The organism is Caldimonas thermodepolymerans (genome assembly GCF_015476235.1).
Lineage (GTDB): Bacteria > Pseudomonadota > Gammaproteobacteria > Burkholderiales > Burkholderiaceae_C > Caldimonas > Caldimonas thermodepolymerans.
In genome coordinates, this window is sequence record NZ_CP064338.1 from 2025490 (window position 1) to 2051785 (window position 26296).

22 protein-coding genes and 1 riboswitch are annotated in these 26296 nt (G+C 71.6%); of the genes, 14 read left to right on the forward strand and 8 right to left on the reverse strand.

All coding sequences use genetic code 11. The annotated features are described in order from the left end of the window. The first annotated feature begins 69 nt into the window (after nt 1-69). Nucleotides 70-3516: a transcription-repair coupling factor gene (gene mfd, locus IS481_RS09480; RefSeq protein ID WP_104356658.1), complete on the forward strand. Its 3447-nt coding sequence runs from the start codon at nt 70-72 to the stop codon at nt 3514-3516. A gap of 21 nt (nt 3517-3537) precedes the next feature. Next, the gene (gene serB, locus IS481_RS09485; protein WP_104356657.1) at nt 3538-4233 is read left to right on the forward strand and encodes a phosphoserine phosphatase SerB; all 696 of its coding nucleotides are present in this window, start codon (nt 3538-3540) and stop codon (nt 4231-4233) included. An 18-nt stretch (nt 4234-4251) separates the two neighbouring features. Here serB and IS481_RS09490 read toward each other — a convergent pair whose 3' ends face one another. Further along, a complete protein-coding gene (locus IS481_RS09490; protein ID WP_232529208.1) occupies nt 4252-5565 on the reverse strand; it encodes a sigma-54 interaction domain-containing protein in 1314 nt (437 codons plus the stop codon). 220 nt (nt 5566-5785) lie between these two features. On the opposite strand from IS481_RS09490, the gene IS481_RS09495 reads away from it, so the two are divergent. From IS481_RS09495 to IS481_RS09510, 4 genes are read left to right on the forward strand one after another with little or no spacing between them, the layout of a single operon-like run. Next, nucleotides 5786-5977, forward strand: coding sequence for a YgaP family membrane protein (locus tag IS481_RS09495; protein ID WP_104356655.1), 192 nt, complete (start codon nt 5786-5788; stop codon nt 5975-5977). Nucleotides 5978-6012: 35 nt separating this feature from the next. Further along, complete coding sequence (locus IS481_RS09500; RefSeq protein ID WP_232529209.1) at nt 6013-6897, forward strand: MBL fold metallo-hydrolase; 885 nt, start codon at nt 6013-6015, stop codon at nt 6895-6897. A gap of 43 nt (nt 6898-6940) precedes the next feature. Next, on the forward strand, nt 6941-8614 hold the full coding sequence (locus tag IS481_RS09505; protein ID WP_104356654.1) for a bifunctional protein tyrosine phosphatase family protein/NAD(P)/FAD-dependent oxidoreductase: 1674 nt from the start codon (nt 6941-6943) through the stop codon (nt 8612-8614). Beyond that, entirely contained in the window at nt 8614-10350 is a 1737-nt protein-coding gene (locus tag IS481_RS09510) for a SulP family inorganic anion transporter (protein ID WP_198425420.1), read from the forward strand. Before IS481_RS09505 ends, IS481_RS09510 begins: the two co-directional genes overlap by 1 nt. A gap of 10 nt (nt 10351-10360) precedes the next feature. On the opposite strand, the gene rraA is transcribed toward IS481_RS09510, so the two are convergent. Next, entirely contained in the window at nt 10361-10870 is a 510-nt protein-coding gene (gene rraA, locus IS481_RS09515; RefSeq protein ID WP_104356652.1) for a ribonuclease E activity regulator RraA, read from the reverse strand. Then, nucleotides 10867-11352, reverse strand: coding sequence for an Lrp/AsnC family transcriptional regulator (locus IS481_RS09520; RefSeq protein ID WP_259371682.1), 486 nt, complete (start codon nt 11350-11352; stop codon nt 10867-10869). Before IS481_RS09520 ends, rraA begins: the two co-directional genes overlap by 4 nt. Before the next feature lie 136 nt (nt 11353-11488). Here IS481_RS09520 and yedA point away from each other — a divergent pair, with 136 nt between their 5' ends. The 6 genes from yedA to IS481_RS09550 all read left to right on the forward strand — a co-directional run bounded on the left by yedA (nt 11489) and on the right by IS481_RS09550 (nt 18337). Next, nucleotides 11489-12394 (forward strand): drug/metabolite exporter YedA, encoded by a 906-nt coding sequence (gene yedA, locus IS481_RS09525; protein WP_104356650.1) that lies wholly within the window; start codon nt 11489-11491, stop codon nt 12392-12394. Between the two features lie 31 nt (nt 12395-12425). Beyond that, nucleotides 12426-12666: riboswitch (cobalamin riboswitch) on the forward strand. A gap of 82 nt (nt 12667-12748) precedes the next feature. Further along, nucleotides 12749-14602 (forward strand): TonB-dependent receptor domain-containing protein, encoded by a 1854-nt coding sequence (locus IS481_RS09530; RefSeq protein ID WP_104356649.1) that lies wholly within the window; start codon nt 12749-12751, stop codon nt 14600-14602. A 10-nt stretch (nt 14603-14612) separates the two neighbouring features. Further along, nucleotides 14613-15617: a FecCD family ABC transporter permease gene (locus IS481_RS09535; protein ID WP_104356648.1), complete on the forward strand. Its 1005-nt coding sequence runs from the start codon at nt 14613-14615 to the stop codon at nt 15615-15617. After that, nucleotides 15614-16396, forward strand: coding sequence for an ABC transporter ATP-binding protein (locus tag IS481_RS09540; protein WP_104356647.1), 783 nt, complete (start codon nt 15614-15616; stop codon nt 16394-16396). The genes IS481_RS09535 and IS481_RS09540 overlap by 4 nt, the downstream gene beginning before the upstream one ends. A 134-nt stretch (nt 16397-16530) precedes the next feature. Further along, a complete protein-coding gene (locus tag IS481_RS09545) occupies nt 16531-17028 on the forward strand; it encodes a cob(I)yrinic acid a,c-diamide adenosyltransferase (protein WP_232529211.1) in 498 nt (165 codons plus the stop codon). Nucleotides 17029-17035: 7 nt separating this feature from the next. Beyond that, nucleotides 17036-18337 (forward strand): cobyrinic acid a,c-diamide synthase CobB, encoded by a 1302-nt coding sequence (locus IS481_RS09550; protein ID WP_104356645.1) that lies wholly within the window; start codon nt 17036-17038, stop codon nt 18335-18337. Nucleotides 18338-18345: 8 nt separating this feature from the next. On the opposite strand, the gene IS481_RS09555 is transcribed toward IS481_RS09550, so the two are convergent. Continuing rightward, on the reverse strand, nt 18346-19239 hold the full coding sequence (locus IS481_RS09555; protein WP_104356644.1) for a cobalamin-binding protein: 894 nt from the start codon (nt 19237-19239) through the stop codon (nt 18346-18348). 31 nt (nt 19240-19270) lie between these two features. Beyond that, nucleotides 19271-20200: a cobalamin biosynthesis protein CobD/CbiB gene (locus IS481_RS09560; RefSeq protein WP_104356643.1), complete on the reverse strand. Its 930-nt coding sequence runs from the start codon at nt 20198-20200 to the stop codon at nt 19271-19273. Between the two features lie 168 nt (nt 20201-20368). On the opposite strand from IS481_RS09560, the gene IS481_RS09565 reads away from it, so the two are divergent. Next, nucleotides 20369-20653 (forward strand): hypothetical protein, encoded by a 285-nt coding sequence (locus tag IS481_RS09565; RefSeq protein WP_104356642.1) that lies wholly within the window; start codon nt 20369-20371, stop codon nt 20651-20653. A gap of 351 nt (nt 20654-21004) precedes the next feature. Here the strand turns inward: IS481_RS09565 and IS481_RS09570 are convergent, their stop codons facing one another. Both IS481_RS09570 and IS481_RS09575 read right to left on the reverse strand, forming a co-directional pair. Next, the gene (locus IS481_RS09570) at nt 21005-22300 is read right to left on the reverse strand and encodes an ISL3 family transposase (RefSeq protein ID WP_194963286.1); all 1296 of its coding nucleotides are present in this window, start codon (nt 22298-22300) and stop codon (nt 21005-21007) included. 173 nt (nt 22301-22473) lie between these two features. Continuing rightward, nucleotides 22474-23769 carry an ISL3 family transposase gene (locus tag IS481_RS09575; RefSeq protein ID WP_194963287.1) on the reverse strand — a complete coding sequence of 432 codons (1296 nt, stop codon included), beginning with the start codon at nt 23767-23769 and terminating at the stop codon, nt 22474-22476. Between the two features lie 436 nt (nt 23770-24205). Between IS481_RS09575 and IS481_RS09580 the strand changes: the two genes are divergently transcribed. Next, nucleotides 24206-25531, forward strand: a complete 1326-nt coding sequence (locus IS481_RS09580) for a UDP-N-acetylglucosamine 1-carboxyvinyltransferase (protein WP_104358472.1) — start codon at nt 24206-24208, stop codon at nt 25529-25531. 4 nt (nt 25532-25535) lie between these two features. Here IS481_RS09580 and IS481_RS09585 read toward each other — a convergent pair whose 3' ends face one another. Beyond that, a complete protein-coding gene (locus IS481_RS09585) occupies nt 25536-26285 on the reverse strand; it encodes a metallophosphoesterase family protein (RefSeq protein ID WP_104358471.1) in 750 nt (249 codons plus the stop codon). Nucleotides 26286-26296: the final 11 nt, after the last annotated feature.

Sequence of the window (26296 nt, forward strand, 5' to 3'; positions counted from 1 at the left end):
ATTTGGTGTCTGTTTCGCCCCGGGAGGACACCCGCCCGGGGCGATTTGCATTGGTCCCACACCACGCGCATGCACCTTCCCCCCATCGCCCCCGGCAAGCGCCATACCGTGCCGCGCCCGCCAGGCTCTGCCGATGCGCTGCTGCTGGCCACCTTCGCCCGAGAGCAGGCGGCGAACCGGACGCTGACGGCCATCGTGACGGCCGAGCCGGCCGACGCGCAGCGCCTGCACGACGAGCTGGCCTTCTTCGCACCGGAGCTGCGCTGCGCGGTGTTTCCCGACTGGGAGACGCTGCCCTACGACACCTTCTCGCCGCACCAAGACCTGATCTCCGAGCGGCTGGCGACGCTGTGGCGCGTGCGCCAGGGCGAGGTCGACGTGGTGCTGCTGCCGGCCTCAACCGCACTGGTGCGCCTGGCACCGCCCTCCTTCCTCGCGGCCTACACCTTCCACTTCAAGCAGAAGGAGAAGCTGGACGAGGCCTCGCTCAAGGCGCAGCTGACGCTGGCCGGCTACCAGCACGTCAGCCAGGTGGTCTCGCCGGGCGAGTACGCGGTGCGCGGCGGGCTGATCGACCTGTACCCGATGGGCTCGCCGGTGCCGTACCGGGTGGACCTGTTCGGTGACGAGGTGGATTCGATCCGCACCTTCGACCCGGACAGCCAGCGCAGCCTGTACCCGGTGCCGGAGGTGCGCCTGCTGCCCGGGCGCGAGTTCCCGATGGACGAGGACTCGCGCGCGAGATTCCGCGCCCGCTGGCGCGAGCGCATGGAAGGCGACCCGAGCAAGGCGCGCATCTACAAGGACATCGGCAACGGGATCGCCACCGCCGGCATCGAGTACTACCTGCCGCTGTTCTTCGACGAGACGGCCACCATCTTCGAGTACCTGGGCGAGCAGGCGAAGCTGGTGCTGCACGGCGAGATCGACGAAGCGCTCAAGCGCTTCTGGACCGACACGCGCGAGCGCTACCGCTTCCTGAAGCACGACCCGGAGCGCCCCATCCTGCCGCCGGAAGACCTGTTCCTGAAGCCCGAGGACTTCTTCGCGCTGTGCAACGTGCACGCGCAGCTCGCGGTGCGCGGCCAGGGGGCGGTCGACTGGGCCCGCCCGCTGCCGGACCTGAGCGCCGACCGCGGCGCGCCCGAGCCGCTGCGGCGGCTGCAGGCCCATCTGGCCGCGACCCCGCACCGGGTGCTGATCGTCGCCGAGTCGCCCGGCCGCCGCGAGAGCCTGCTCGAGCTGCTGCGCGACAACCGGATCGAGCCGCCTGCGGTCGAGTCGCTGGCCGACTTCCAGTCCGGCGGCGAGAAGTACGCCATCGCGGTGGCGCCGCTGGCCGGGGGCTTCCACTGGGCCACCGGCGACGGCGACGCGCAGGGGCTGCAGTTCGTCACCGAGACCGAGCTGTTCGCCACCGCGCCGACCACGCGCCGGCGCCGCAAGCAGGAGCAGGTCAGCAACGTCGACGCGCTGATCAAGGACCTGTCGGAGCTGAAGGTCGGCGACCCGGTGGTGCACGTCAACCACGGCATCGGCCGCTACCAGGGGCTGCTCAACATCGACCTGGGCGACGGGCCCAGCGAGTTCCTGCACCTGGAGTACGCCGACAAGGCCACGCTGTACGTGCCGGTGGCGCAGCTGCACCTGATCAGCCGCTACACCGGCGTGAGCCCCGAGGAAGCGCCGCTGCACAAGCTGGGTTCCAGCCAGTGGGAGCGCGCCAAGCGCAAGGCCGCCGAACAGGTGCGAGACACCGCGGCCGAGCTGCTCAACCTCTACGCCCGGCGCGCCGCGCGCGAGGGCCACGCGTTCCGCTTCTCCGCGCACGACTACGAGGCGTTCGCCGCCAGCTTCGGCTTCGAGGAGACGCCCGACCAGCGCGCCGCGATCCACGCGGTGATCCAGGACCTGGTCTCGCCGCGGCCGATGGACCGGCTGGTGTGCGGCGACGTGGGCTTCGGCAAGACCGAGGTGGCGCTGCGCGCGGCCTTCGTCGCGGTCACCGGCGGCAAGCAGGTGGCGTTGCTGGCGCCCACCACGCTGCTGGCCGAGCAGCACTACCAGACCATCACCGACCGCTTCGCCAACTGGCCGGTGAAGGTGGCGGAGCTGTCGCGCTTCCGCTCCACCAAGGAGGTCAACGCCGCGCTCAACGGCCTGGCCGCCGGCACGGTGGACATCGTGGTCGGCACGCACAAGCTGCTGTCGCCCGAGGTGAAGTTCGCGCGCCTGGGGCTGCTGATCATCGACGAGGAACACCGCTTCGGCGTGCGCCACAAGGAGGCCATCAAGGCCATGCGCGCCGAGGTCGACGTGCTCACGCTCACGGCCACGCCGATCCCGCGCACGCTGGGCATGGCGCTGGAAGGCCTGCGCGACCTCTCGGTCATCGCCACCGCGCCGCAGCGGCGCCTGGCGATCAAGACCTTCGTGCGCAACGAGACCAGCAGCGTGATCCGCGAGGCGGTGCTGCGCGAGCTGAAGCGCGGCGGGCAGGTCTACTTCCTGCACAACGAGGTCGAGACCATCGAGAACCGGCGCCAGAAGCTGCAGGAGCTGCTGCCCGAGGCGCGCATCGCGGTGGCGCACGGCCAGATGCCCGAACGCGAGCTGGAGCGCGTGATGCGCGACTTCGTCGCGCAGCGCTACAACGTGCTGCTGTGCTCGACCATCATCGAGACCGGCATCGACGTGCCCACGGCCAACACCATCGTCATCAGCCGCGCCGACAAGTTCGGCCTGGCGCAGCTGCACCAGCTGCGCGGCCGCGTCGGCCGCTCGCACCACCAGGCCTATGCCTACCTGCTGGTGCCCGACGTCGAGGGCCTGACCAAGCAGGCCGCGCAGCGGCTGGAGGCGATCCAGAACATGGAGGAGCTGGGCTCGGGCTTCTACCTGGCGATGCACGACCTGGAGATCCGCGGCGCCGGCGAGGTGCTCGGCGAGCACCAGAGCGGCAACATGCAGGAGGTCGGCTTCCAGCTCTACAACGACATGCTGTCCGAGGCGGTGCGCGCGCTCAAGGCCGGCCGCGAGCCGGACCTGCTGTCGCCGCTGTCGGTGACCACCGAGATCAACCTGCACGCCCCGGCCCTGCTGCCAGACAGCTACTGCGGCGACGTGCAGGTGCGGCTGAACCTCTACAAGCGCCTGGCCTCGGCCGAGACCGGCGACCAGATCGACGCGCTGCTGGAGGAAATCACCGACCGCTTCGGCAAGCTGCCGCCGCAGGGCCAGACCCTGTTCGACGTGCACCGCCTGCGGGTGCTGGCCAAGCCGTACGGCGTCGTGAAGATCGACGCGGCGCCGGCGGCCATCCACATCACCTTCCGCCCCAACCCGCCGATCGAGCCGATGCGCATCATCGAGCTGGTGCAGAAGAACCGCCACATCAAGCTGGCGGGCAACGACAAGCTGCGCATCGACAAGGCCACCTCGGACCCAAAGGAGCGCGCCCAGTACATCCGCGACGTGCTGCGCTCGCTGGGCACGCCGGTGGCCCAACCCGCCTGACCCCTGGACCCCGACCGATCCATGCCTACCGACATCGCGCCCGGCCTGACCCTCCGCATCGCCACCCCGACGCTGAAGCTGTCGGACTTCAAGGTGATCGCGTTCGACATGGACTCGACGCTGATCAACATCGAGTGCATCGACGAGATCGCCGACGCGGTGGGCAGGAAGGCCGAGGTGGCCGCCATCACCGAAGCGGCCATGCGCGGCGAGATCGCCGACTTCAAGGACAGCCTGCGCCGCCGCGTCGCCCTGCTGGCCGGCGTGCCCTACGCCGCGCTGCAGGAGGTCTACGACCAGCGCCTGCGGCTGAACCCCGGCGCGCCCGAACTGCTGGCAGCCTGCCGCGCCGCGGGCCTGGCCACGCTGCTGGTCTCCGGTGGCTTCACCTTCTTCGCCGAGCGGGTGCGCGAGCGCCTGGGCATCGACGTCGCGCACGCCAACGTGCTGGAGGTGGTCGACGGCCGCCTGACCGGCAAGGTGCTGGGCGACATCGTCGACGGCGAGGCCAAGAAGCGCCACCTGCTGGAGCTGTGCCGCCAGGTCGGCTGCCCGCCGACCGCCGCGATCGCAGTCGGCGACGGTGCCAACGACCTGCCGATGATGGGTGCAGCAGGCTTGAGCGTGGCCTACCACGCCAAGCCCCGGGTGCGCGAGCAGGCGATGGTCGCGATCAACGAAGGCGGGCTGGACCGGCTGCTCGAAGTGCTGCGCTGAGGCGCCGCACGCCGCCCGCTACAGCCCCAGCGCCTTCAGGCGGCGGTACAGGGTGCGCTCGCTCCAGCCGAGGTGCGCCGCCAGTTCGCGCCGCGTGCCCGGGAACGTCGCCGCCAGCCGGCGCAGCTCGGCCGGTTGCCAGCGCGCCGTGACCGGCCCCGTCGCCACGCGGGCATCGGGTGCGAACGCCCCCGCCTCTCCCAGCCCCGCCGGCAGGTGCTCCGGCCGGATCACGCCGTCGTCGGCCAGCAGCCGCGCGCGGTCCAGCACGTTGCGCAGCTCCCGCAGGTTGCCCGGCCAGTCGTGCGCCTGCAGGCGCTGCAGGGCCTGCGGCGTCAGCTGCACCGGACGGCCGCCCCCGCCGCGCCGCAGAAAGGTCTCGGCCAGCAGCGGGATGTCCTCGCGCCGCTCGCGCAACGCGGGCAGGTGGATCGGGAACGCGCTGATGCGGTAGTAGAGGTCCTGCCGGAAACGCCCTTCGGCGACCATCTGCGCCAGCGGCTTGTGGGTCGCCGCCACCAGGCGGAAATCGGCCTGCCGGGTTTCGACCGAACCGACGCGGCGGAAGGTGCCGGTCTCGATCAGGCGCAGCAGCTTGACCTGCATCGCCAGCGGCACGTCGCCCATCTCGTCGAGGAACAGCGTGCCGCCGGCGGCGGTTTCCACCAGCCCCTGCTTGCGGGTCGTCGCGCCGGTGAAGGCCCCCTTCTCGTAGCCGAACAGCTCGCTCTCGAACAGCGTCTCGGTCAACCCCGAGCAGTCCACCACCACGAACGGCCCTTGCGCCCGCGGGCTGGCCTCGTGGACGGCTCGGGCGAACAGCTCCTTGCCGGTGCCGGACTCGCCGAGCAGCAACACCGGCAGGGTCGAGGGTGCCACGCGCTGCAGTGCCTCCAGCGCCGCGTTGAACGCCGCGGAACGCCCGACCAGGCGGTCGCCGCTGGCGCGCGGCGTGGCACTGCGCACGGTGGACAGCCGCTCGACGTAGGCGAGGATGCCGCCACGCCGGTCGAGGATGGGCCGCAGTTCGACATCGACATGCTCCGGCCCGCGCGGCGTGTGGTGGATGTGCAGGACCCGGTCCGGCCCCAAGGATTCCGCGGCGCGCTTCATCGGGCAATGCTCGCCGACCTGGTCGCAGGGCACGGCATAGCCGTGCGAGACGCGGTAGCACTTTTCCCCGAGGTGGGCCCGGTCGGCGCTGCCGAACTGGCGTCGGTACGCGGTGTTCGCGGCCAGGATGCGGTAGTCTGGGTCGAGCACGATCATCGGCTCGGTCTCGTGCTCGAGGAAGGACAGCAGGGGGTGGAGTTCGGGGGCGTCGGTGTCCATTGCGCCCATTGTCGGCCAGCCCGCCGCCACTGCCAATCGTGGCAGCCAGACTGCCACGTCACTGCCATGCGGCAGCGACGGTGCGCCCGGCAGCCTCCGCCCATCCCCAGCCCCCAGGAAAAACTCCTTCGGGGACAAGCACTTGCATGCCGGCCCCCACCCCATGCCGACTGGCATGCCTTTTGATAAGTCCGGGCACTTTCACCGAACGGAGGACCACATGAGCCGCAACGAAGGCACGTTCGACCGCACCCTGCGCGTGATCGCAGGCCTCGCCCTGATTGCCCTGGCCGCCACCGGCACCGTCGGCTGGTGGGGCTACCTCGGCGTCGTCCCGCTGCTGACCGGCATCGCCGGCTACTGCCCGCTCTACACCCTCCTGGGCATCAACACCTGCTCGCGCAAGCGCTGACCCCTACAGACAACGACGTACCGAAGGAGCACCCCGTGTCCCAACCCTCGCGCCTGTTCGTCGAAGGTCATTTCGACCCCGCCACCTGGACCATCAGTTACATCGTGATGGACCGCTCCACCCGCGACTGTGCGCTGATCGACAGCGTGCTCGACTACGACCCCAAGTCGGGCCGCACCTCGACCGACTCGGCCGACCGGCTGATCAAGCGGGTCCACGAGCTGGAGGGCCGGCTGCAGTGGATCCTCGAGACCCACGTGCATGCCGACCATCTCTCGGCCGCCCCCTACCTGCAGCAGCACCTGGGCGGCAAGCTCGGCATCGGCTGGAACATCACCACCGTGCAGGACGTGTTCGGCAAGCTGTTCAACGCCGGCCCCGAGTTCGCGCGCGACGGCAGCCAGTTCGACCACCTGTTCCACGACGAGGAACCGTTTTGCATCGGCACGCTGGAAGCGCGCGCGCTCTACACCCCGGGGCACACACCGGCCTGCATGACCTATGTCGTGAGCGACGGCGACGAGCATGCCGCCTTCGTCGGCGACACGCTGTTCATGCCGGACTACGGCACCGCGCGCTGCGACTTCCCCGGCGGCGACGCGCACACGCTGTACCGCTCGATCCGCAAGGTGCTGAGCCTGCCGCCGCAGACCAGGCTCTACATGTGCCACGACTACCAGCCCGGCGGGCGCGAGCTGCGCTACGTCAGCACCGTGGCCGAGCAACGCGCGCACAACATCCATGTCCACGACGGCATCGGCGAGGACGAGTTCGTCGCGATGCGCACCGCGCGCGATGCCACGCTGGCCATGCCCGTGCTGATCCTGCCGTCGGTACAGGTCAACATGCGCGCCGGCCACCTGCCCGAGCCCGAGGACAACGGCACGCGCTACCTGAAGATCCCGCTCAACGCCCTCTGAGCCGAGCCCACCACACACAACGAGACGACCGAAGAGAACGTCCATGGACATCCGCCGGCTGAGCCCCGAGCTCTCGGTGTCCCCGCAGATCCGCGCCGAGGACGTGCGCGCGATCGCCGAAGCGGGATACCGCACCCTGATCTGCAACCGCCCCGACGGCGAAGGCAACGACCAGCCGCTGTTCCGCGAGATCGCCGAACGCGCCCGCGAACAGGGGCTGGAAGCCCACTACCTGCCGGTGGAGTCCGGCAAGGTCACCGACGAACAGGCGCGCGAGTTCGGCGCGTTGCTGGCCCGCGCGCCCAAGCCGGTGCTGGCCTGGTGCCGCACCGGCACGCGCTCGACCACGCTGTGGGCGCTGTCGCAGGCGCAGGCCGGTGCCCTGTCGCTGCCGCAGATCGTCGAACAGGCGTCCCAGGCCGGCTACGACCTCCAGGGTGTGGTGCGGCGCATCGCCAACGGCGGGCGCACCGCGCTGGACACGGTCGACGCACGGCATGACGTGGTCATCGTCGGCGGCGGCGCGGCCGGCATCGCGGTCGCCTCCAGCCTGCTGGCGCGCGCCCCGTCGCTGGACATCGCGATCATCGACCCGGCGGACGTGCACTACTACCAGCCGGGCTGGACGCTGGTCGGCGCAGGCGTCTTCGACCCGCGCACCACCGCGCGCACCATGGCCTCGGTGCTGCCGCGCGGCGTGCACTGGATCAAGGCCGCGGTCGCGGCGTTCGAGCCGGAACAGGACCTGGTGATCCTCGACGGCTGCCGCGTGGTCGCCTACCAGCAGCTCGTCGTCTGCCCGGGCCTGAAGCTCGACTGGCATGCGATCGAGGGCCTGCCCGGGACGCTCGGCCGCCACGGCGTGACCTCCAACTACCGCTACGACCTCGCCCCCTACACCTGGCAGCTGGTGCGCGAGCTGCGCGGCGGCCGCGCCGTGTTCACCCAGCCGCCGATGCCGATCAAGTGCGCCGGCGCCCCGCAGAAGGCGATGTACCTGTCGGCCGACCACTGGCGGCGCAGCGGCGTGCTGCGGGACATCGACATCCAGTTCTGCACCGCCGGGGCGGTGCTGTTCGGCGTACCCGACTACGTGCCGACCCTGATGGAATACGTCCAGGCCTACGGCATCCACCTCGACTTCGGCGAGACCCTGGTCGCGGTCGACGGGCCGGCGCGCAAGGCGGTGTTCAACGCCGCCCAGCCCGACGGCAGCAGCCGCGAGGTGGTGCGCGAGTTCGACCTGCTGCACGTGGTGCCGCCGCAGAAGGCGCCGGACTTCATCCGCGTCAGCCCGCTGGCCGACGCGACCGGCTGGCTGGACCTGGATCCGGCCACGCTGCGGCACAAGCGCTACGCCAACATCTTCGGCCTGGGCGACGTCGGCAACACCAGCAACGCCAAGACCGCGGCGGCGGCGCGCAAGCAGGCGCCGGTGGTCGCGCACAACGTGCTGGCCGCACGCGGCGCGGTGCGCGGCGAGGCGCACTACGACGGCTACGGCTCCTGCCCGCTGACGGTGGAGCGCGGCAGGATCGTGCTCGCCGAGTTCCTCTACGGCGGCAAGCTCGCACCCAGCTTCCCGTCCTGGCTGATCGACGGCCGCCGCCCGTCGCGCCTGGCGTGGTACCTGAAGGAGCGCATCCTGCCGCCGCTGTACTGGCAAGCCATGCTCAAGGGCCGCGAATGGATGGCGCAACCCGAGCTGGTGGCCTGATGGCCCGCTGGCTGCCCATCCTCGCCTGGAGCCGCCGGTACGACCGCGCCACGCTGGCGCAGGACCTGCTCGCCGCCGTCATCGTGACGGTGATGCTGATCCCGCAGAGCCTCGCCTACGCGCTGCTCGCCGGGCTGCCGCCCGAAGCCGGCCTGTACGCCAGCATCGCGCCGCTGGTGGTCTACGCGGTGCTCGGCACCAGCAGCGTGCTGGCGGTCGGGCCGGTGGCCGTGGTCTCGCTGATGACCGCGGCCGCGGTCGGCCAGGTGGCCGCCAGCGGCACCGCAGGCTACGCGGCCGCCGCGGTGGTGCTCGCCGCGCTGTCCGGCGTGATCCTGCTCGTGATGGGGCTGCTGCGCCTGGGCTTCCTCGCGCACTTCCTCAGCCATCCGGTGGTGGCCGGGTTCGTGGCCGCCTCGGGCATCCTGATCGCCGCCAGCCAGCTCAAGACACTGATGGGCGTGCGCGCCGACGGCCAGACGCTGGTCGAGCTGCTGCCCGCGCTGTGGCGCGCGGCCCCCGAGACCCACCAGCCGACGCTGGCCGTGGGCCTGGCCGCCCTGCTGTTCCTGCAGTGGGTGCGCCGGGGGCTGAAACCCTGGCTGCTGCGCCTGGGGGTGTCCCCGCTGGCGGCCGACATGCTCGCCAAGACCGGGCCGGTCGCCGCCATCGTGGTCACCACCGCCCTCACCTGGCGGCTGGGCTGGCACGAGCAGGGGCTGCGCATCGTCGGCCACGTGCCGCAGGGCCTGCCGCCGTGGACCGTGCCGGCCTGGGATGCCCCGCTGTGGCGCCAGCTGGCCGTGCCGGCGCTGCTGATCAGCGTGGTCGGGTTCGTCGAGTCGGTGTCGGTCGGCCAGACCCTGGCCGCGCGCCGGCGCCAGCGCATCGAGCCGGACCAGGAACTCGTCGCGCTGGGCGCGGCCAACCTGTCTGCCGCATTCACCGGCGGCTTTCCGGTCACGGGCGGCTTCGCGCGCTCGGTAGTGAACTTCGACGCCGGCGCCCGCACGCCGGCCGCAGGGGCGTACACGGCCGTGGGCATCGTGCTCGCATCGCTGCTGCTGACCCCGACGCTGTACTACCTGCCGCAGGCCACGCTGGCGGCGACCATCGTCGTGGCCGTGCTGTCGCTGGTCGACCTGGGCATCTTCGGGCGCACCTGGCGTTACTCGAAGGCCGACTTCACCGCGGTGCTGACCACCTTTGCCGTGACGCTGGGCGCGGGTGTCGAGGCCGGGCTGATCGCCGGGGTGGGCGTGTCGCTGCTGCTGTTCCTGCTGCGCAGCAGCCGGCCGCACATTGCCGAGGTCGGCTGGCTGCCGGGCACCGAGCACTTCCGCAACGTGCTGCGCCACCCGGTCAGGACCAGCCCGCGCGTCGCGACCCTGCGCGTGGACGAGAGCCTGTGGTTCGCCAATGCCCGCGCACTGGAAGACCGCATCAACGACCTGGTCGCGCACCGCCCGGGGCTGGAGCACCTGGTGCTGCAGTGCTCGGCGATCAACGCGATCGACAGCAGCGCGCTGGAGAGCCTGGAGTCGATCACCGCGCGCCTGCGCGATGCGGGTATCCGCCTGCACCTGTCGGAGGTCAAGGGGCCGGTGATGGACCGGCTGCAGGGCACCGGCTTCCTGGCGCACCTGAGCGGACAGGTCTACCTGACGCAATACCAGGCGATGCAAGCGCTGGCGCCGGAGCTGTTCGCCGACGCACCGCCTCCGGCGGCGACCTGAGTCGCGGCGATCAGACCGCGGCCGGCGGCGCGGGCAGGATCACGATGCCGTCCTCGTCGGCGACCAGCCAGTCGCCCGGGCGCACCCACACGCCCTGCACCTGCACGGGGACGTCGCGCTGGCCCTCGTTGCGCTTCTCGGTGGGCAGCGGCATCGACGCGAGCGCGCGGATGCCGACATCGCAGGCTGCGAGCTCGGCCACGTCGCGCACGCAGCCGTCCACCACCAGGCCGGCCCAGCCATTGCGCGCCGCCGCCGCGGCCAGGTTGCCGCCCACCAGCGCGCGGCGCAGCGAGCCGCCGCCGTCGACCACCAGCACGCGCCCCTGGCCGGGCGACTCCACCGCGGCCTTGACCAGCGAGTTGTCCTCGAAGCACTTGACCGTGCTGACCGCACCGGCGAAGCGCCGGCGCTGGCCGAAGTCGCGGAACACCGGCGGCAGCACGCGGAACGCGCCGTCGCTGTCGTTCTTGTGCGCGTCGCACAGGTCGCAGGTGGGGATGAACTCGCTCGTGCTCATGCGTCGATCACTTTCTTGATGGGAGGTTTCACGTCCTCGCGCCGCGCCGGCAGCATGGGCTGGTGCTCGCGCGCGGCGTTGAGGATGATGGAGGTGGAGGTCTCGGCCAGCAGGCAGAAGCGGGTCACGACGGCGTCCAGGTGCGCCACGTCGATCACCGCGATCTCGAGCACCCAGCTGTCCTCGCCGGTGACGTTGTAGGCGTTGACGACCTCCGGCGTCTGCTGGATCTGCCGGACGACGCGCGCGTAGTCGGCGCGCCCCACCCGCACCAGCGCGCGGATGCCGTAGCCCAGCTTGCCCAGGTCGACGGTGGCGCGGTAGCCGGTGATGACGCCCGCAGCCTCCAGCTTGCGCACCCGCTCAGTGACGGCCGGCTGGCTCAGGTGCACGCGACGGCCGAGCTCGGCCATCGACAGGCGCGCATCGGCCTGCAGCTCCGCGAGGATCCGGGTGTCGTAGTGGTCCAGTTCGAGGTTCAAGGTGCCAGCCCCTTCCCACTTTCGGATTCCAAGGATTATCGACCTGCAATCCTTGAAATGCCACTTCAGCCTCGCGGCCCGCGTCCCTAGCATGGAGGCTCCAGCTCCCCTTCTTGCGCCTCCGACCTGCTGCATCATGACTGCCGTCGTCGCTGCCCGCACGTCCCCTGCCCTGACCCCGCTCGTCACCCTGTGCCTGGCCGCCACCTGGCTGGTGTGGGGATCGACCTACCTCGCGATCAAGTACGCGCTGGTCAGCTTTCCGCCCTTCTTCCAGATGGGCACGCGCTTCCTGTTCGCCGGAGGCCTGCTGCTCGCCTGGCAATGCCTGCGCGGCAAGCCGCTGCCCACGGGGCGCGAATGGCGCAACGCGCTCGTCGTCGGCACGCTGATGCTGGGCGGCGGCATGGGCGGCACAGCCTACGCCGAGCAGACCGTGGGTTCGGGCCTGGTGGTCGCCTTCATCGCGGTGGTGCCGCTGATGATCGCGGCCTTCAACCTGCTGTGGGGCGTGTACCCCACACGCTGGGAGATCGCCGGCATCGTCGTCGGCCTGTGCGGCGTGCTGATGCTCACGCAGGGGGCCGGCTTCCAGGCCTCGCCCGCGGGGCTGGCCGCGATCACCATCGCCTGCGTGACCTGGTCGCTGGGCAGCGTGCTGAGCCAGCGCAGCCTGCCGATGGCCAGCGGCGCGACCGGCTTTGCCAGCGAGATGCTGTGCGGCGGCGCGGTCCTGATGGTGCTGTCGCTGGCCAGCGGCGAGACACCCCGCTGGCCGCCGCAGCCGGTGGCCGTGGCGGCGTGGGCATACCTCGTGGTGTTCGGTTCGCTGATCGCCTTCAACGCCTACATGCTGCTGCTCGGGCGCGCCAGCGCGGCGCTGGCCTCGAGCTACACCTTCGTGAACCCGGTGATCGCGATGCTGCTGGGCGTGGCGGTGGCCGGCGAGCACATCACCGGCTACGAGTGGCTCGCCGCCGGCATCGTGCTGTGCGGCGTGGTGCTGATGCTGCGCGGCACGGCGCGACGCGCGCGCTCGTAGCGTCTTCCCGGCCGCAACGGCGCGCAAGCCTCTTACAATCCATCCCGTTGGTGCTCGCGCCGCCGTCCGGTGGCGCGGTTAAACGGGAAGCAGGGAGAAGCGCGGCACCGCCCGCCTTCCAACCTGCGCTGCCCCCGCAACGGTAAGCAGACGGCACGGCCTTGCGCCGTGCCCGCCCTGGGTCCACGACCACTGGCTGGCGCCTGCCGGCTGGGAAGGTCCTCCGGGGTCGTTCTGCCAGCCCGGATACCGGCCAACAGGGGGACGCGCGCCCCGGTGCGCGTCCATGGGGTTCGAGCCTGCGGGGAAGCAGGCACGAACGTACAGTCCTTCCGTACAGTCCTTCCGTCCTTCATGAAGACGTTCGTCCCAGCCCGTCGCCGCGCGCGATGGCTCCTCGCGCCGATCTGCGCGGCCCTGCCCTGCCTGGCGCTCGCCCAGGAACGCATCGCCCAGGCCTCCCTCGACACCATCGTCGTCACCGCCACCCGCATGCCGCAGCCCGTCGGCGAGGTGGTGTCCGACATCACCGTCATCGACCGCACCATGATCGAGCGCAGCGGCGTCACCGGCGTGGTCGACGTGCTGCGCCGCGTGCCCGGCATCGAGCTGTCGCGCGCCGGTGGCCTCGGCGGCACGACCAGCCTGTTCGTGCGCGGCGCCGAGATGCGCTTCACGCCGGTCTACGTCGACGGCGTGCGCTTCGACTCGCAGGCCACCGGCGGCGCGTCGTGGAACGTGATCCCGCTGGCCGAAGTGGAGCGCATCGAGGTCGTGCGCGGCCCCGCCGCGGCGGTCTATGGCTCGGACGCCGTCTCGGGCGTGGTGCAGATCTTCACGCGCAAGGGCGAAGGCCCGTTCTCGCCCTTCGTCACCGCCGGCATCGGCGAGCACCACACGGGCCGGCTGGGCGCCGGCGTGCAGGGCACGGCCGAGGGCTTCGACTACGCCGCCAGCCTCACCCGCGAGGTCAGCCGCGGCTTCGACGCCCAGCCGGACGGCGCCAACCCGGACCGCGACGGCCACCGCACCACCTCCGGCTCGCTGCGGCTGGGCTGGCAGCCCGCCGAGGGCCACCGCCTGGAGGCCTCGCTGCTGGCCAACGACATGAGCGCGCAGTACGACGGCTTCCTCGGCCCGGTCAACGACCGCGCGCGGCTGCGCATGCACACCGCCGCGCTGAACTGGACTGCACGCTGGAGCGAGCGCCACACCAGCCGCGTGTCGGTCAGCGAAGGCTACGACCGCTACGAGACCGAGCCCTCGACGTACCTGACCAGCACGCGCGTGCGCACCTACCTATGGCAGCACGAATGGCGCGCCGACCGGCACCTGCTGACCGCCGCGCTGGAACGGCGCGAGGACCGGCTGCACAACGTGTTCAACACGCCGCCGCGCAGCCGACGCTGGCAGGACGCGCTGGCGCTGGGCTACAGCTGGACCGACCAGACCCACACGCTGCAGCTGCACCTGCGCCACGATGACGACAGCGAGTTCGGCGGCGAGACCACCGGCAGCCTGGCCTACGCCTATGCGCTGAACCGCCACTGGCGCGTCTCCGCCTCGGCGGGCACGGCGTTCCGCGCGCCCACGCTCTACCAGCGCTTCAGCGAGTACGGCAAGGCGACGCTGCGGCCCGAGTCGGCACGCAACGTCGAGGTGGGGCTGAACTACAGCGGCGGCGCGACGACCTTCGGCCTGGTGCTGTACCGCAACCGGCTGAGCGACCTGATCGACTTCGTCTCCGGCCCGGGTCCGTGCCCGGCCGGCAGCGGGATGTTCCCCGGCTGCTACGACAACGTCGGCCGCGCCGAGTACCTGGGTGCGACGCTGAGCGCCACGCACCGCTTCGCCGGCATCAACCTCAACGGCTCGCTCGACCTGCAGCGGCCGCGCAACCGGGACACCGACGCACTGCTGCCGCGCCGCGCGCGGCGCCACGCGAGCCTGGGCCTGGACACCCTGGTGCACGGCTGGACGCTCGGCGCCGATGTACAGCTGTCGTCGCACCGCTACGACGACCCGGCCAACACGGTGCGCCTGGGCGGCTACGCGACGCTGGACCTGTACGCCAGCCGCCGCTTCCGGCGCGACTGGACGCTGCTGGCGCGCGTCGACAACGTGGGCGACAAGGACCACGAGTTCACGCGCGGCTACAGCACCGGCGGCCGCACCTTCTACGTCGAGCTGAAGTGGGCTCCGCGCTGAGGCAACCGTGATGCGACACACCCGCCGCCCGCTGCTGCCGCTCGCGCTGCTGCTCGCCGCCGCGGGCGGCAGCGTGCTGCTGGCGCTGATGCTGGGCAGCGAGACGCTGTCGCCGCGCGCGGTGGCCGACGCGCTGCGCGGCACCGACACCTCGTTCACGCGCGACATCGTGGTCGCGCTGCGCCTGCCGCGCGCGCTCGCGGCGCTGGCCTGCGGCGCGCTGCTCGCGCTGTCGGGCGCGCTGCTGCAGGCGCTGCTGCGCAACCCGCTGGCCGAGCCCTACGTGCTGGGCGTCTCCAGCGGGGCGTCGGTGGGCGCGCTCACGGCGCTGTGGCTGGGCGCGAGTGCGGGCGGGACCAGCGCCGGCGCCTCGGCCGGTGCGCTCGGCGCCACGGCACTGGTGTTCCTGCTCGGCGCGCGCGCGTTCCGCCGCCATGCCGACAGCGCCAGTGCCAGCGTGCAGCTGCTGCTGGTGGGCGTGATCGTGGCAGCCGGCTTCAGCGCCGTGGTCGCCTTCATCCTCTCGATCGCGCCCGAGGGCCAGCTGCGCGGCATGGTGTTCTGGTTGCTCGGCGACCTCAATGGCGTCGAGCGTTACGGCGTCGCGCTGGCGGGTGCCGTGGCGCTGCTGGCCGCCGCCCTGCTGCTGGCGCGCGACCTGAACCTGATGCTGCTCGGCGACGGCCCGGCCGAGGCGCTGGGCGTGCCGGTGCAGCGTCTGCGCATCGCGGTGGTGGTGCTGGCCTCGGTCGCCGCCGGCCTGGCGATCAGCGTGGCCGGCAGCATCGGCTTCGTCGGGCTGGTGGTGCCGCACGCGCTGCGGCTGGCGCTCGGCAACGACCAGCGGGTGCTGCTGCCGGCCTGCGCGCTGGGCGGCGGCGCCTTCCTGGTGCTGGCCGACACGCTGGCGCGCACGCTGGCGGCGCCGATGCAGCTGCCGGTGGGCGTGCTGACCGCCTTCATCGGCGTGCCGGCCTTCCTGTGGCTGCTGCTGCGCCAGGGAGGACGCACATGAACGCCCCGCTGCTCGCCACCCGGGCGCTGCAGGTGCGCGCCGGCCAGCGCGTGCTGGTCGACGGCCTGGACTGGCAGGTGCGCACCGGCGAACGCTGGGCGCTGCTCGGGCCCAACGGCTGCGGCAAGACCACGCTGCTGCGCGCGCTGGCCGGCCTGCGTCCGCCCGCCGGGGGCGAGGTCGAGCTCGGCGGCCGGCCGCTGGCCCGCATCCGCACCCGCGAGCTCGCCACGCTGCGCGCCTGGTGTCCGCAGCACCATCACGACGCCTTCGGCCTGTCGGTGCTGGAGGTGGTGCTCGCCGCACGCCAGCCCTACGCCGGCCGCATGGGCTGGCTGGGACCGGACGACGAGCGCCTGGCGCTCGAGGCGCTGCAGCGCTGCGACGTCGCACACCTGGCGGCACAGGACGTGCGCAGCCTCTCGGGCGGCGAGCGACAACGGGTCGCACTGGCCGCGATGCTGGCCCAGGCCACGCCGCTCGTGCTGCTCGACGAGCCGACCGCGCACCTGGACGTGCCGCACCAGCTGGCCGCCTGCGCGCTGCTGGCGCAGCTGCACGACCAGGCCGTGGTGATGTCGCTGCACGACGTGAACCTCGCGTTGCGCTGCTGCACCCATGCGCTGCTGTGGCTGCCCGATGGAAACGGCGCGCCGCGCTGGATGGCCGGCCCGCTCGACCAGGTGCTGCACCCCGACCACCTCGCCCGTGCCTACGGCAGCCGCATGCTCGCCGTCACGCTCGAAGGGCACCGTTACTACGTCCCCGCTCCCCGATGAACTCGCACCTGGAACATCCGGCCCTGGATGGACACCCCTGCCCCGCGCCGGGCGACTGGCATCCCGCCCCACCGCCAGCGCAGCCCGGCAAGGAGGCCGCGGCCCCGGCCAGGCCTGGCGGGCGGGATTGCGGCGTGATCGTCGTCAACACCGGCAACGGCAAGGGCAAGAGCTCCAGCGCCTACGGCATGGCCGTGCGGGCGTTGGGCCACGGCATGAAGGTCGGCATCGTGCAGTTCACCCGGGCCGCGCAGCCCACGGGCGAGGAGCGCTTCTTCCGCCGCTTCCCGCAGGATCTGCGCTTGCACGTGCTCGGCGACGGCGATGCCCCGCAGGCGCCTCACGCGGCCCAGGTGCGCACCGCCTGGGAGGTCGCACGCCGCATGCTGCGCGACCCGGAACTGGGCCTGGTGCTGCTGGACGAGTTCACGACCGCGCTCAGGGCGGGCCTGCTCGGGGGCCAGCAGGCCATCGTGGACCTGCTCGCGCGTCCCGAGCGCCAGCACGTGGTCATCACCGGCCCCGACGCCCCGCCCGCGCTGCTCGCGGTGGCGCACACCGTCACCGACATGGGCCGGCTGAAGCATGCCTTCCTGCAAGGCATCCGTGCCCAGCCGGGCATCGAGATGTGAGGCGGCCATGGCGAGGGCGCTGCTGATCGCCGCGGTCGCCTCCGGCCAGGGCAAGACCAGCTTCACCTGCGCCCTGGCGCACCGGCTGCGCCGGCAGGGACGGCGGGTGCGTGCCTTCAAGGTCGGCCCCGACTTCATCGATCCCTGCCACCTCGCTGCCGTGACCGGGGCGCCGGTGCACAACCTGGACCTGTGGATGGTCGGCGAGGCACGCTGCGCGCAATGGCTTGCGGACGCCGCCCGGCAGGCCGACTGGCTGCTGGTCGAAGGAGCGATGGGCCTGTTCGACGGCAGCCCGAGCGCGGCGGACCTGGCCGCGCGGCTGGCGCTGCCGGTGCTCGCGGTGATCGACGCGGGCGCGATGGCCGAGACCTTCGGCGCGCTCGCCTGCGGTCTGCGGGCCTACGGTGCCCCGCGCCGGCTGGCCTGGGCCGGCGTGGCCGCGAACCGGGTCGCCGGCGAGGCCCATGCGCGCATGCTGCGCGACAGCCTGCCGCCCGGCATGCCCTGGCTGGGGCACCTGGACGACGGCGTGCCACGGCTGCCCGAACGCCACCTCGGCCTGGTCGAAGCCCACGAGATGCAGGCCCGCCTGCCGGCGTCGTGGCAGGCGCTGGACGCCGCCTTGCACCTGGACCTGGCCGCGCTGCAGCGGCTGCCGGCATGGCACCGTCCGGCTTCGCTCGCTCCCCCGTCGGCACCCCCGCCCTTGCTGCGCGGGCGCACCGTCGCGGTGGCGCGCGATACGGCGTTCTCGTTCTGCTACGCAGCCAACCTGGACCTGCTGTGCGACCTGGGTGCGACCGTGACGACCTTCTCGCCGCTGGCCGACGAGGCGGTGCCGCCCGGAGCCGACGCGCTCTACCTGCCCGGCGGCTACCCGGAGCTGCACGCGGCCACGCTTGCGCGCAGCACGCGCTTCATGACCAGCCTGCGTGACTGGCACGCCGCGGGCCGGCCCCTGCTGGCCGAATGCGGCGGCATGATGGTCTGCGCCCGCACGCTGCGCGACCTGGAAGGTCGCGACCACGCGATGGCCGGGCTGCTGGACGCCACCGCGGAGATGGGCACGCGACTGGCGGGCATCGGGCTGCACGCGTGGGACACGCCGCACGGCGAGCTGCGCGGCCATGTGTTCCACTACGGCCAGCTGCACGCGCATGCGACGCTGGTCCCTGCGGCCCGCACCCGGCCGCAGCACCACGGCCGTCCCGAGGCGGTCTACCGCGAGCGCGGGCTCACCGCCTCGTTCTTCCACGCCTGCTTCGCGTCGAACCCCGAGGCCACCGCCGCGCTGTTCGGCGCGTGAGCACGCGCTCAGCGGCGCTTCGCGCGCGCCTCGTCCAGCACCTCGCAGACCCGCGCCGCCCCCTGCAGCAGCCGCGGTGTCGGGCGGTTCAGCAGGTCGCCGTCGATCGCGTAGAGGTTGTCGCGCGCCACCGCCTGCAGGCGTGAAAACCGCTTCCAGCCCTCCAGCCCGTCCACCGGCCGGGTCCCCGGCGTCGCGCCCATCGCGGCGGTAAGGATCACCTCCGGGTCCGCCTGGAGCACCGCCTCCTCGTCGAGGGTGGGTACCAGCGTGTCCAGGTGGCCGAACACGTTCACGCCGCCGCACAGGCGGATCACGTCGCTGACCATGTGGCGGTCGTTGAGCGTCATCAGCGGCGTGCGCCACACCTGGTAGAAGGTGCGCACCGGCGCGCGGCCCGCATAGCGCTCGCGCAAGGCCGCCAGGCCCTGTGCGAAGGCCTGCGCCTCGCGGCGCGCCACCGGCTCGGTGCCGAGCAGCCGCCCCAGCCGCAGCAGCGAAGCGCCGATGTCGTCGAGCCGCCTGGGTTCGCTCTGGTACATCGGGATGCCCAGGCGGCGCAGCTTGTCGATCTGGCGCGGCGAGTTGCCCTCGCGCCAGACCACGACGAGGTCGGGCTTCAGCGCCGCGATCGCCTCCAGGTCCAACGAACGGCTGTCGCCCACGCGCACGATGTCGCGCGCCTGCGGCGGGTGGTCGCTGTAGTCCACCGTGCCGACGATGCGCTCGCCGCCGCCGGCGGCGAACAGCAGTTCGGTCAGGTGCGGCGCGACGCTGACCACGCGCCTGGCCGGCGCCTGCAGCGTGACCGTGTCGCCATGGTCGTCGATCACCGACACCGGCTGTGCCAGCGCGGCCACGGCACCCAGCGCCAGCATCCCGGCGAACAGGGGTTTCAGCATCGGACCGTTCCTTCCTCCTTCGGCGCCAGGCTCATCGCGTCGCCACCAGGTGCAGCAGCCCCAGCACCACCAGCCACAGCAGCATCGCACTGGCCACCAGCGCCAGCGCGCGCGCCACGTCGCGCGGCTGCGGCGGCCGCCCCACACCGGCGATGGACCGCGGCGCAGCGCCGCCCGAAACACCCAGCCGCAGCCCCAGGGCCCCGGCGCCCGCCGCGACGATGGGCCCGGGACCGCCCCGCGGCCCGGCCTGGTGCTGCCAGCACCAGCGCGCCGCCCGGATGTCGCCCAGCACCGCGTAGCTGGCCGCGCTCAGCCGGGCCGGGACCCAGTCGAGCGCGTATGCCAGCCGTGCCGCCATCCTGCCGACGGGATCGGCGCCGGCGCCGCCGGCCTGCCAGGCGCCATGCAGGCGCCGGACCAGCCGGTACGTCAGCGCACCCGCACCACCGGCCAGGGCGAACCAGAACAGCGGCGCGAGGATGCGCTCGTGTCCCTGCGCCAAGGTGCCCGCGACCGCGGCATCGGCCACCGGCATCGCATCGGGCGCCAGCGCCTCATGGCCGAGCAGGTGCTGGATGGCCTGGCGCGCGGCCGGCAAGTCGTCGCGCACCAGCGCTGCGCCCACCTGCGCGACCTGCTCGTGCAGCCCGCGCGGACCGACGGCAAGGTACAGCACGAAGCCCTCGAACAGCCACCGCCAGCCCGCCGGCCACCAGTGTCGCAGCACCAGCACCGCGGCCGGCGGGGCCAGCAGCAACAGCATGCCCGCCACGAGGCCGGCGCCATGCGAGCTGTCCCCGGCGGCCCGGCGCCGGGCCGCGCCCCGCGCCGCCCGGTCGAACAGCACCAACGGGTGCCAGCGCCCGGGCTCGCCGCACACCACGTTCAGGCCGATGCCCAGCAACAGGGCCCAGGCCCATGCGGGATGCAGCAGCGATGGCAGGGCAAGCGAAGTCATGCGGCGAAACGGGAAATCATAATCGGCGCCCCCTGCAGTGGCGCGCGCCCGCCGCGCGAACGCCCCGCACACGGGGGCCGGCGCGCGGCGATTCCAGTGCAGCCCGCTTGCAGCCGCGCCGGCGTGAGATAGGCTCAAGGCCAGCTGCCCTGTCGCCCCGGAATCACCGTGATCGAGAAAAGCTTCGCCGCCCTCGTGTTCGCCGTCTGCATCGTGCTGCTGCTGCGCATGCTGGTCGGCGAGCGCCGTCGCGCCCGCCTCGATGCCGCGTGGCTGCGGCTGTGGCAGGCGTTGCGCCGGCGGGCCGTCGCCGTGTGGCGCTGGTGGCCCGCACGCCGCGAGGCGGCCCGGGCGGCCGAGCAGGCCATCCGCCGTGCCCGCGGCGAGCGGGGTCACTGGGAAGGCAACGTCTACCGGGCCGGAGCGTTCCGCCGGCCGCGCAAGCCTCGCTGACCGCGACACATGCGGAAGCGGCGCCCGAAGGCGCCGCCTGCCGAGCAAGCGCCGGCATCGGCTCAGTGGCGCAGCGCGCCGCGACGATGGAACCGATGCTTGGGCGCGGAGAACTTGCCGTGGCCGACCTTGTGACGCTTGCCGACGCGCTTGTCCTTTTCCATCGCGTAGTGCAGCGTCGCGTGGGACTGTCAGGACAGGTAACGCGCCGTGCTCACCGTTATGCGGAACAATGCAGACTGATCCAACTTGGACCAAGGTACGATGGCTTAGAGTAATGCAAGTAATGCAGTTTGGGGAGCGGCTTGACCTACAAGGGCTCCATGTCGTTTCGTGTGGAAAGCAACGCTGTCACTGGGGCATCGCCGGCGCGAATGGGCTGGCCGGCAGGTGCTTGAGCTTGGACATGCGTAGGTAGGCGATGGCGATGAAGTTCTGGCTCGTCCTGAAGCCGCGTGCGGCGCGCTTGGCCTGTTGCAGCAGCCCGTTCATCGCCTCGACGAAGGCGTTGCTGCGGTGATCGACCATGCCGCGCACCACCGCGTCGAACCGCTCCTTGAGCGTGGCGGCCAGCTTCTTGAACGGCTCGAGCCGGCAGCGCCGCGCCCAGCTCAGCCAGGCCCCGAGATCGGAAGCGGCCTGTTCGATGCTGTTGTGCGCTGTGGCCCGCGCGTACACCTCGCGCAGCGCCATCTTCAGCCGCCACGCCCGCGCGCTCTTGAGCGTCGAGCGCTGCAGCCAGTGCATCGCCTGGAGCTGGCGGGCGCTCCAGGTGCTGGGGTTGCGCCGCATGCCCCACAGCAGCTGCCTGAGCGTCTTACGCTGGCCAGTGCCCAGCGCGGCTCGCACCGCCTGCGCGTCGGTGGCCATCTCCGCGCGGCGCACCTGGTCCATCGTCTCGATGGCCATCGAGACGACGTGAAAGCGGTCGTAGCTGATCTGCGCCTCGGGCAGCGCCAGCGCCACGCCCTTGGCGTAGGCTGCGCTCATGTCCATGCACACGTGCCGCACCTGGGCGGGATCGCCGCCATGGGCCTTCAGATCCTCGGCGAACTCCACCACCGTGCGGTGCTCGCGCCCCTCGGTGGCGAACAGCAGCCGCTTGCGATCCAGGTCGTGCACGACGGTGATGTAGTGCTGCCCGCGCCGCAGGCTGGTCTCGTCGATGCCCACCGTGCGCACGCCGGCGAAGTCTTCCAGCGCACGCGCCTGCGCGACGTAGAACTCGATGCGCCGCCACAGCCGCTTGTCCTTGCAGCGCAGCAACTCGGCGGCCTGGCGCACCGGCAGGTCCAGGCACAAGGTCAGCGCCAGCGCTTCGAACGCCGCGGTGAAGCCCGAGCCCGGACGCGCCCAGGGCACGGCCACCTGCGTGGTCTTGCCGCAGGCACCGCAGGCCACGCGCGGCACGTCGCAGTGCAGCCAGGCCTCGAACTGGAAGAAGTCCAGGTGCCGCCAGGATCGGCGCAGCCGGTCGTGCACCGGTTGCGTGGCCGCACCGCATGCCGGGCAGGCGAGCCTGCTGGTGTGGCAGCCGATCTCGAAGTCGATACGCCGCTTAGCGGTGTCGAGCCTGACGTCATCGACGACCCACGGCGGCTGCAAGCCCAGCGCGCTGGTGAACAGAGCTTCTACGGCAATGCCCATGGACTCATCCTCCTGATCAAACACGCCTCGTGGACATGTGCACAGGCCGGCCAGCGGCCTGCACACATGCCCACCGGGCTCGACGACCAGGAGTCATTGTGACTGTTGGGTTCCACACGAAATGACGAAGAGCCCGATTGGCTCTATGCCGTTTTGTGTGGAAACGCTTCGCGTCATGTCGGCATGGCTGGCGCGAACGGACTGGCCGGCAGGTGCTTGAGCTTGGACATGCGTAGGTAGGCGATGGCGATGAAGTTCTGGCTCGTCCTGAAGCCGCGTGCGGCGCGCTTGGCCTGTTGCAGCAGCCCGTTCATCGCCTCGACGAAGGCGTTGCTGCGGTGATCGACCATGCCGCGCACCACCGCGTCGAACCGCTCCTTGAGCGTGGCGGCCGGCTTCTTGAACGGCTCGAGCCGGCAGCGCCGCGCCCAGCTCAGCCAGGCCCCGAGATCGGAAGCGGCCTGTTCGATGCTGTTGTGCGCTGTGGCCCGCGCGTACACCTCGCGCAGCGCCATCTTCAGCCGCCACGCCCGCGCGCTCTTGAGCGTCGAGCGCTGCAGCCAGTGCATCGCCTGGAGCTGGCGGGCGCTCCAGGTGCTGGGGTTGCGCCGCATGCCCCACAGCAGCTGCCTGAGCGTCTTACGCTGGCCAGTGCCCAGCGCGGCTCGCACCGCCTGCGCGTCGGTGGCCATCTCCGCGCGGCGCACCTGGTCCATCGCCTCGATGGCCATCGAGACGACGTCAAAGCGGTCGTAGCTGATCTGCGCCTCGGGCAGCGCCAGCGCCACGCCCTTGGCGTAGGCTGCGCTCATGTCCATGCACACGTGCCGCACCTGGGCGGGATCGCCGCCATGGGCCTTCAGATCCTCGGCGAACTCCACCACCGTGCGGTGCTCGCGCCCCTCGGTGGCGAACAGCAGCCGCTTGCGATCCAGGTCGTGCACGACGGTGATGTAGTGCTGCCCGCGCCGCAGGCTGGTCTCGTCGATGCCCACCGTGCGCACGCCGGCGAAGTCTTCCAGCGCACGCGCCTGCGCGACGTAGAACTCGATGCGCCGCCACAGCCGCTTGTCCTTGCAGCGCAGCAACTCGGCGGCCTGGCGCACCGGCAGGTCCAGGCACAAGGTCAGCGCCAGCGCTTCGAACGCCGCGGTGAAGCCCGAGCCCGGACGCGCCCAGGGCACGGCCACCTGCGTGGTCTTGCCGCAGGCACCGCAGGCCACGCGCGGCACGTCGCAGTGCAGCCAGGCATCGAACTGGAAGAAGTCCAGGTGCCGCCAGGATCGGCGCAGCCGGTCGTGCACCGGTTGCGTGGCCGCACCGCATGCCGGGCAGGCGAGCCTGCTGGTGTGGCAGCCGATCTCGAAGTCGATACGCCGCTTAGCAGTGTCGAGCCTGACGTCATCGACGACCCACGGCGGCTGCAAGCCCAGCGCGCTGGTGAACAGAGCTTCTACGGCAATGCCCATGGACTCATCCTCCTGATCAAACCCGCCCGGTGGACATGTGCACAGGCCGACAAGCGGCCTGCACACATGCCCACCGGGCTCAACAACCAGGGGAGCATTGTGAGTGTTGTGTTCCACACGAAATGACGAAGAGCCGTCGGTAGCCCCTGAACACGCCGGCGGATTGAGTCGCGCCTCGACGTACCATCGCAGGTTCTCACCCCCTTCTTCGGATTCCTCCGCGGCACGCAGCAACAGGATCATGCACAGGGGCTCGTCTGCGGGCCCTATCGGCTTGCCGGGTACCTCATGGGTTGTCGGGGCGTATGCCTGCGGTAACGGCTGGCAAGAGGCTTTGCCAAAGGCCCCAGGGCCTGTCACTTCACACAGGCTTCATGTTCGGTTCATGCGGCGCCCCGACACTGCGCGCGTGTCGGATCCCTCTCCCTCCCCCGCCATGTCCCACCTGATCGTCCACGGCGGCACGCCGCTCGTCGGCAAGGTCGTGCCGTCGGCCAACAAGAACGCCGTGCTGCCCGTGCTGTGCGCCACGCTGCTGACGCGCGAGCCGGTGCGCCTGCGCCGCGTGCCCGAGATCACCGACGTGAAGAAGATCCTGGACGCCTTCCGCGCCTGGGGCAGCTCGGTGCAGGTCGACTTCGCGCGCGGCACGCTCGAGGTCCGGCACCGCCACACGCTGTTCGACGCCGCGCGCCACCGCCTCCCCGAGGCAATGCGCTCCTCGGTGCTGCTGGTCGCGCCGCTGCTGGCGCGCTTCGGCGTCGCGCGCATCGAGAACGACGTGCAGGGCTGCACGCTGGGCGTACGCGAGATCGACCCGCACGTCGAGGTGTTCGAGCGCTTCGGCGCCCGGGTCGAGCGCGGCGACGACGCGCTGGTGCTGCGCTGCGACGCGCCGCTGACCGCCACCGACCACTGGCTGGACTACGCCTCGGTGACCACGACCGAGAACTTCGTGATGTGCGCGGCGCTGGCTGCCGGGACCTCGACGCTGACCAACGCCGCCTCCGAGCCGCACGTGCAGGAGTTCTGCCGCTTCATGCAGGTGCTGGGCGCGCGCATCGAGGGCCTGGGCACCTCGCGGCTGCGCATCACCGGCGTCGACGCGCTGGGCGGCGGCGAGTTCACCTTCACCGAGGACTTCCACGAGGTGGTGACGTTCCTCGCGCTGGGCGCGATCACCGGCGGCGACGTGCGGGTGAAGAACTCGGCACCCGAGCAGTTCCCGCTGATCGACCGCACCTTCGCGAAGTTCGGCGTACAGGTCATGCACGAGGACGGCTGGTCGCGCGCCCGCGTCGACGGCCGCCTGCAGGTGCGCGAGCCCTTCACCTCGCACATGCTGCAGAAGGTCGAGGCCGCGCCCTGGCCCTACCTGCCGGTGGACCTGCTGCCGATCTTCATCGCGCTGGGCGTGCGCGCCCAGGGCAGCATGATGTTCTGGAACAAGGTCTACGACGGCGCGCTCGGCTGGACCTCGGAGCTGTCCAAGTTCGGCGCCCACGCCTTCCTGTCCGACCCGCACCGGCTGGTCACCTTCGGCGGCAAGCCGCTGGTGCCGGCCGAGGTCGACAGCCCCTACATCATCCGCGTCGCGATCGCGCTGCTGATGGTCGCCGCGAGCATCGAGGGCCGCTCGGTGATCCGCCATGCGGCACCGATCCGGCGCGCGCATCCGCGCTTCGTCGAGAACCTCTGCCAGCTGGGCGCGCGCATCGAGTGGTCGGCCACGTGCGCTGCCACCCCGCACGCGCACGGCTGAGCGCTCAGGGCTCGGCCGGCCGCAACGGCACCTCGAGGAGGCGGAAGGCCGGCTGCTGCGGATACGCACGTTGCAACAATGGCCGGGCGACGTTGTAGACCGGGATGCCGTTGACCGTGCGCCCCTCCGGCTGGCCGCGGTGCGCGTGACCGTGGAAGACCGCAGTGACCGGGTAGTGGATCAGCGGATCCTCGAGCCGGCTGGTGCCGAGGAAGGCATAGATCTCGACCGGCTCGCCTTCCACCGTCCCGACGATGGGCGCATAGTGCAGCAGCACGAGGCGCTGCGGCGTGCGCAGCTTGGACAGCGCCGTCTCCAGCTTCAGCGCTTCCTGGATCGCCTCGTTGACGAAGCCCTTGATGACCTGCTCGCCCCAGGGCCCCAGGGCGTGCCGGCCATAGCCGCCGGCAAACCCCTTGGTGCCGGCGATGCCGACGCCGTGCACCTCGCAGGCCTCGCCATCGAGCACGACGATGCCGGCATCGATCAGGATGCGCCGCACCTCTTCCTGCCGGCCGGACTCGAAGTCATGGTTGCCGAGCACGGCCACCACCGGCATGTCGACGACCGCCAGTTCCTCGGCGAGCACCCGTGCCTCTTCCGGCTGCCCGTAGTCGGTCAGGTCGCCGCACAGCAGCAGCGCGTCGGCGGCCTCCGCAGCCTGCGCGAACAGGGGGCGCAACGCCCCGGCCATGTCCTGCCGGCAATGCAGGTCCCCGACCGCGGCGAAGCGCACCTGGTCCAGTCCATCCATCGGCTTTCCTT

Coding starts and splice junctions, on each gene's coding strand:
- rraA (WP_104356652.1), bottom strand. CDS start 10,870: ATGAGCACGAGCGAGTTCATCCCCACCTGCGACCTGTGCGACGCGCAC.
- IS481_RS09550 (WP_104356645.1), top strand. CDS start 17,036: ATGGCGAGGGCGCTGCTGATCGCCGCGGTCGCCTCCGGCCAGGGCAAG.
- IS481_RS09575 (WP_194963287.1), bottom strand. CDS start 23,769: ATGGGCATTGCCGTAGAAGCTCTGTTCACCAGCGCGCTGGGCTTGCAG.
- mfd (WP_104356658.1), top strand. CDS start 70: ATGCACCTTCCCCCCATCGCCCCCGGCAAGCGCCATACCGTGCCGCGC.
- IS481_RS09540 (WP_104356647.1), top strand. CDS start 15,614: ATGAACGCCCCGCTGCTCGCCACCCGGGCGCTGCAGGTGCGCGCCGGC.
- IS481_RS09510 (WP_198425420.1), top strand. CDS start 8,614: ATGGCCCGCTGGCTGCCCATCCTCGCCTGGAGCCGCCGGTACGACCGC.
- serB (WP_104356657.1), top strand. CDS start 3,538: ATGCCTACCGACATCGCGCCCGGCCTGACCCTCCGCATCGCCACCCCG.
- IS481_RS09585 (WP_104358471.1), bottom strand. CDS start 26,285: ATGGATGGACTGGACCAGGTGCGCTTCGCCGCGGTCGGGGACCTGCAT.
- IS481_RS09555 (WP_104356644.1), bottom strand. CDS start 19,239: ATGCTGAAACCCCTGTTCGCCGGGATGCTGGCGCTGGGTGCCGTGGCC.
- yedA (WP_104356650.1), top strand. CDS start 11,489: ATGACTGCCGTCGTCGCTGCCCGCACGTCCCCTGCCCTGACCCCGCTC.
- IS481_RS09535 (WP_104356648.1), top strand. CDS start 14,613: ATGCGACACACCCGCCGCCCGCTGCTGCCGCTCGCGCTGCTGCTCGCC.
- IS481_RS09570 (WP_194963286.1), bottom strand. CDS start 22,300: ATGGGCATTGCCGTAGAAGCTCTGTTCACCAGCGCGCTGGGCTTGCAG.
- IS481_RS09490 (WP_232529208.1), bottom strand. CDS start 5,565: ATGGACACCGACGCCCCCGAACTCCACCCCCTGCTGTCCTTCCTCGAG.
- IS481_RS09580 (WP_104358472.1), top strand. CDS start 24,206: ATGTCCCACCTGATCGTCCACGGCGGCACGCCGCTCGTCGGCAAGGTC.
- IS481_RS09495 (WP_104356655.1), top strand. CDS start 5,786: ATGAGCCGCAACGAAGGCACGTTCGACCGCACCCTGCGCGTGATCGCA.
- IS481_RS09530 (WP_104356649.1), top strand. CDS start 12,749: ATGAAGACGTTCGTCCCAGCCCGTCGCCGCGCGCGATGGCTCCTCGCG.
- IS481_RS09560 (WP_104356643.1), bottom strand. CDS start 20,200: ATGACTTCGCTTGCCCTGCCATCGCTGCTGCATCCCGCATGGGCCTGG.
- IS481_RS09505 (WP_104356654.1), top strand. CDS start 6,941: ATGGACATCCGCCGGCTGAGCCCCGAGCTCTCGGTGTCCCCGCAGATC.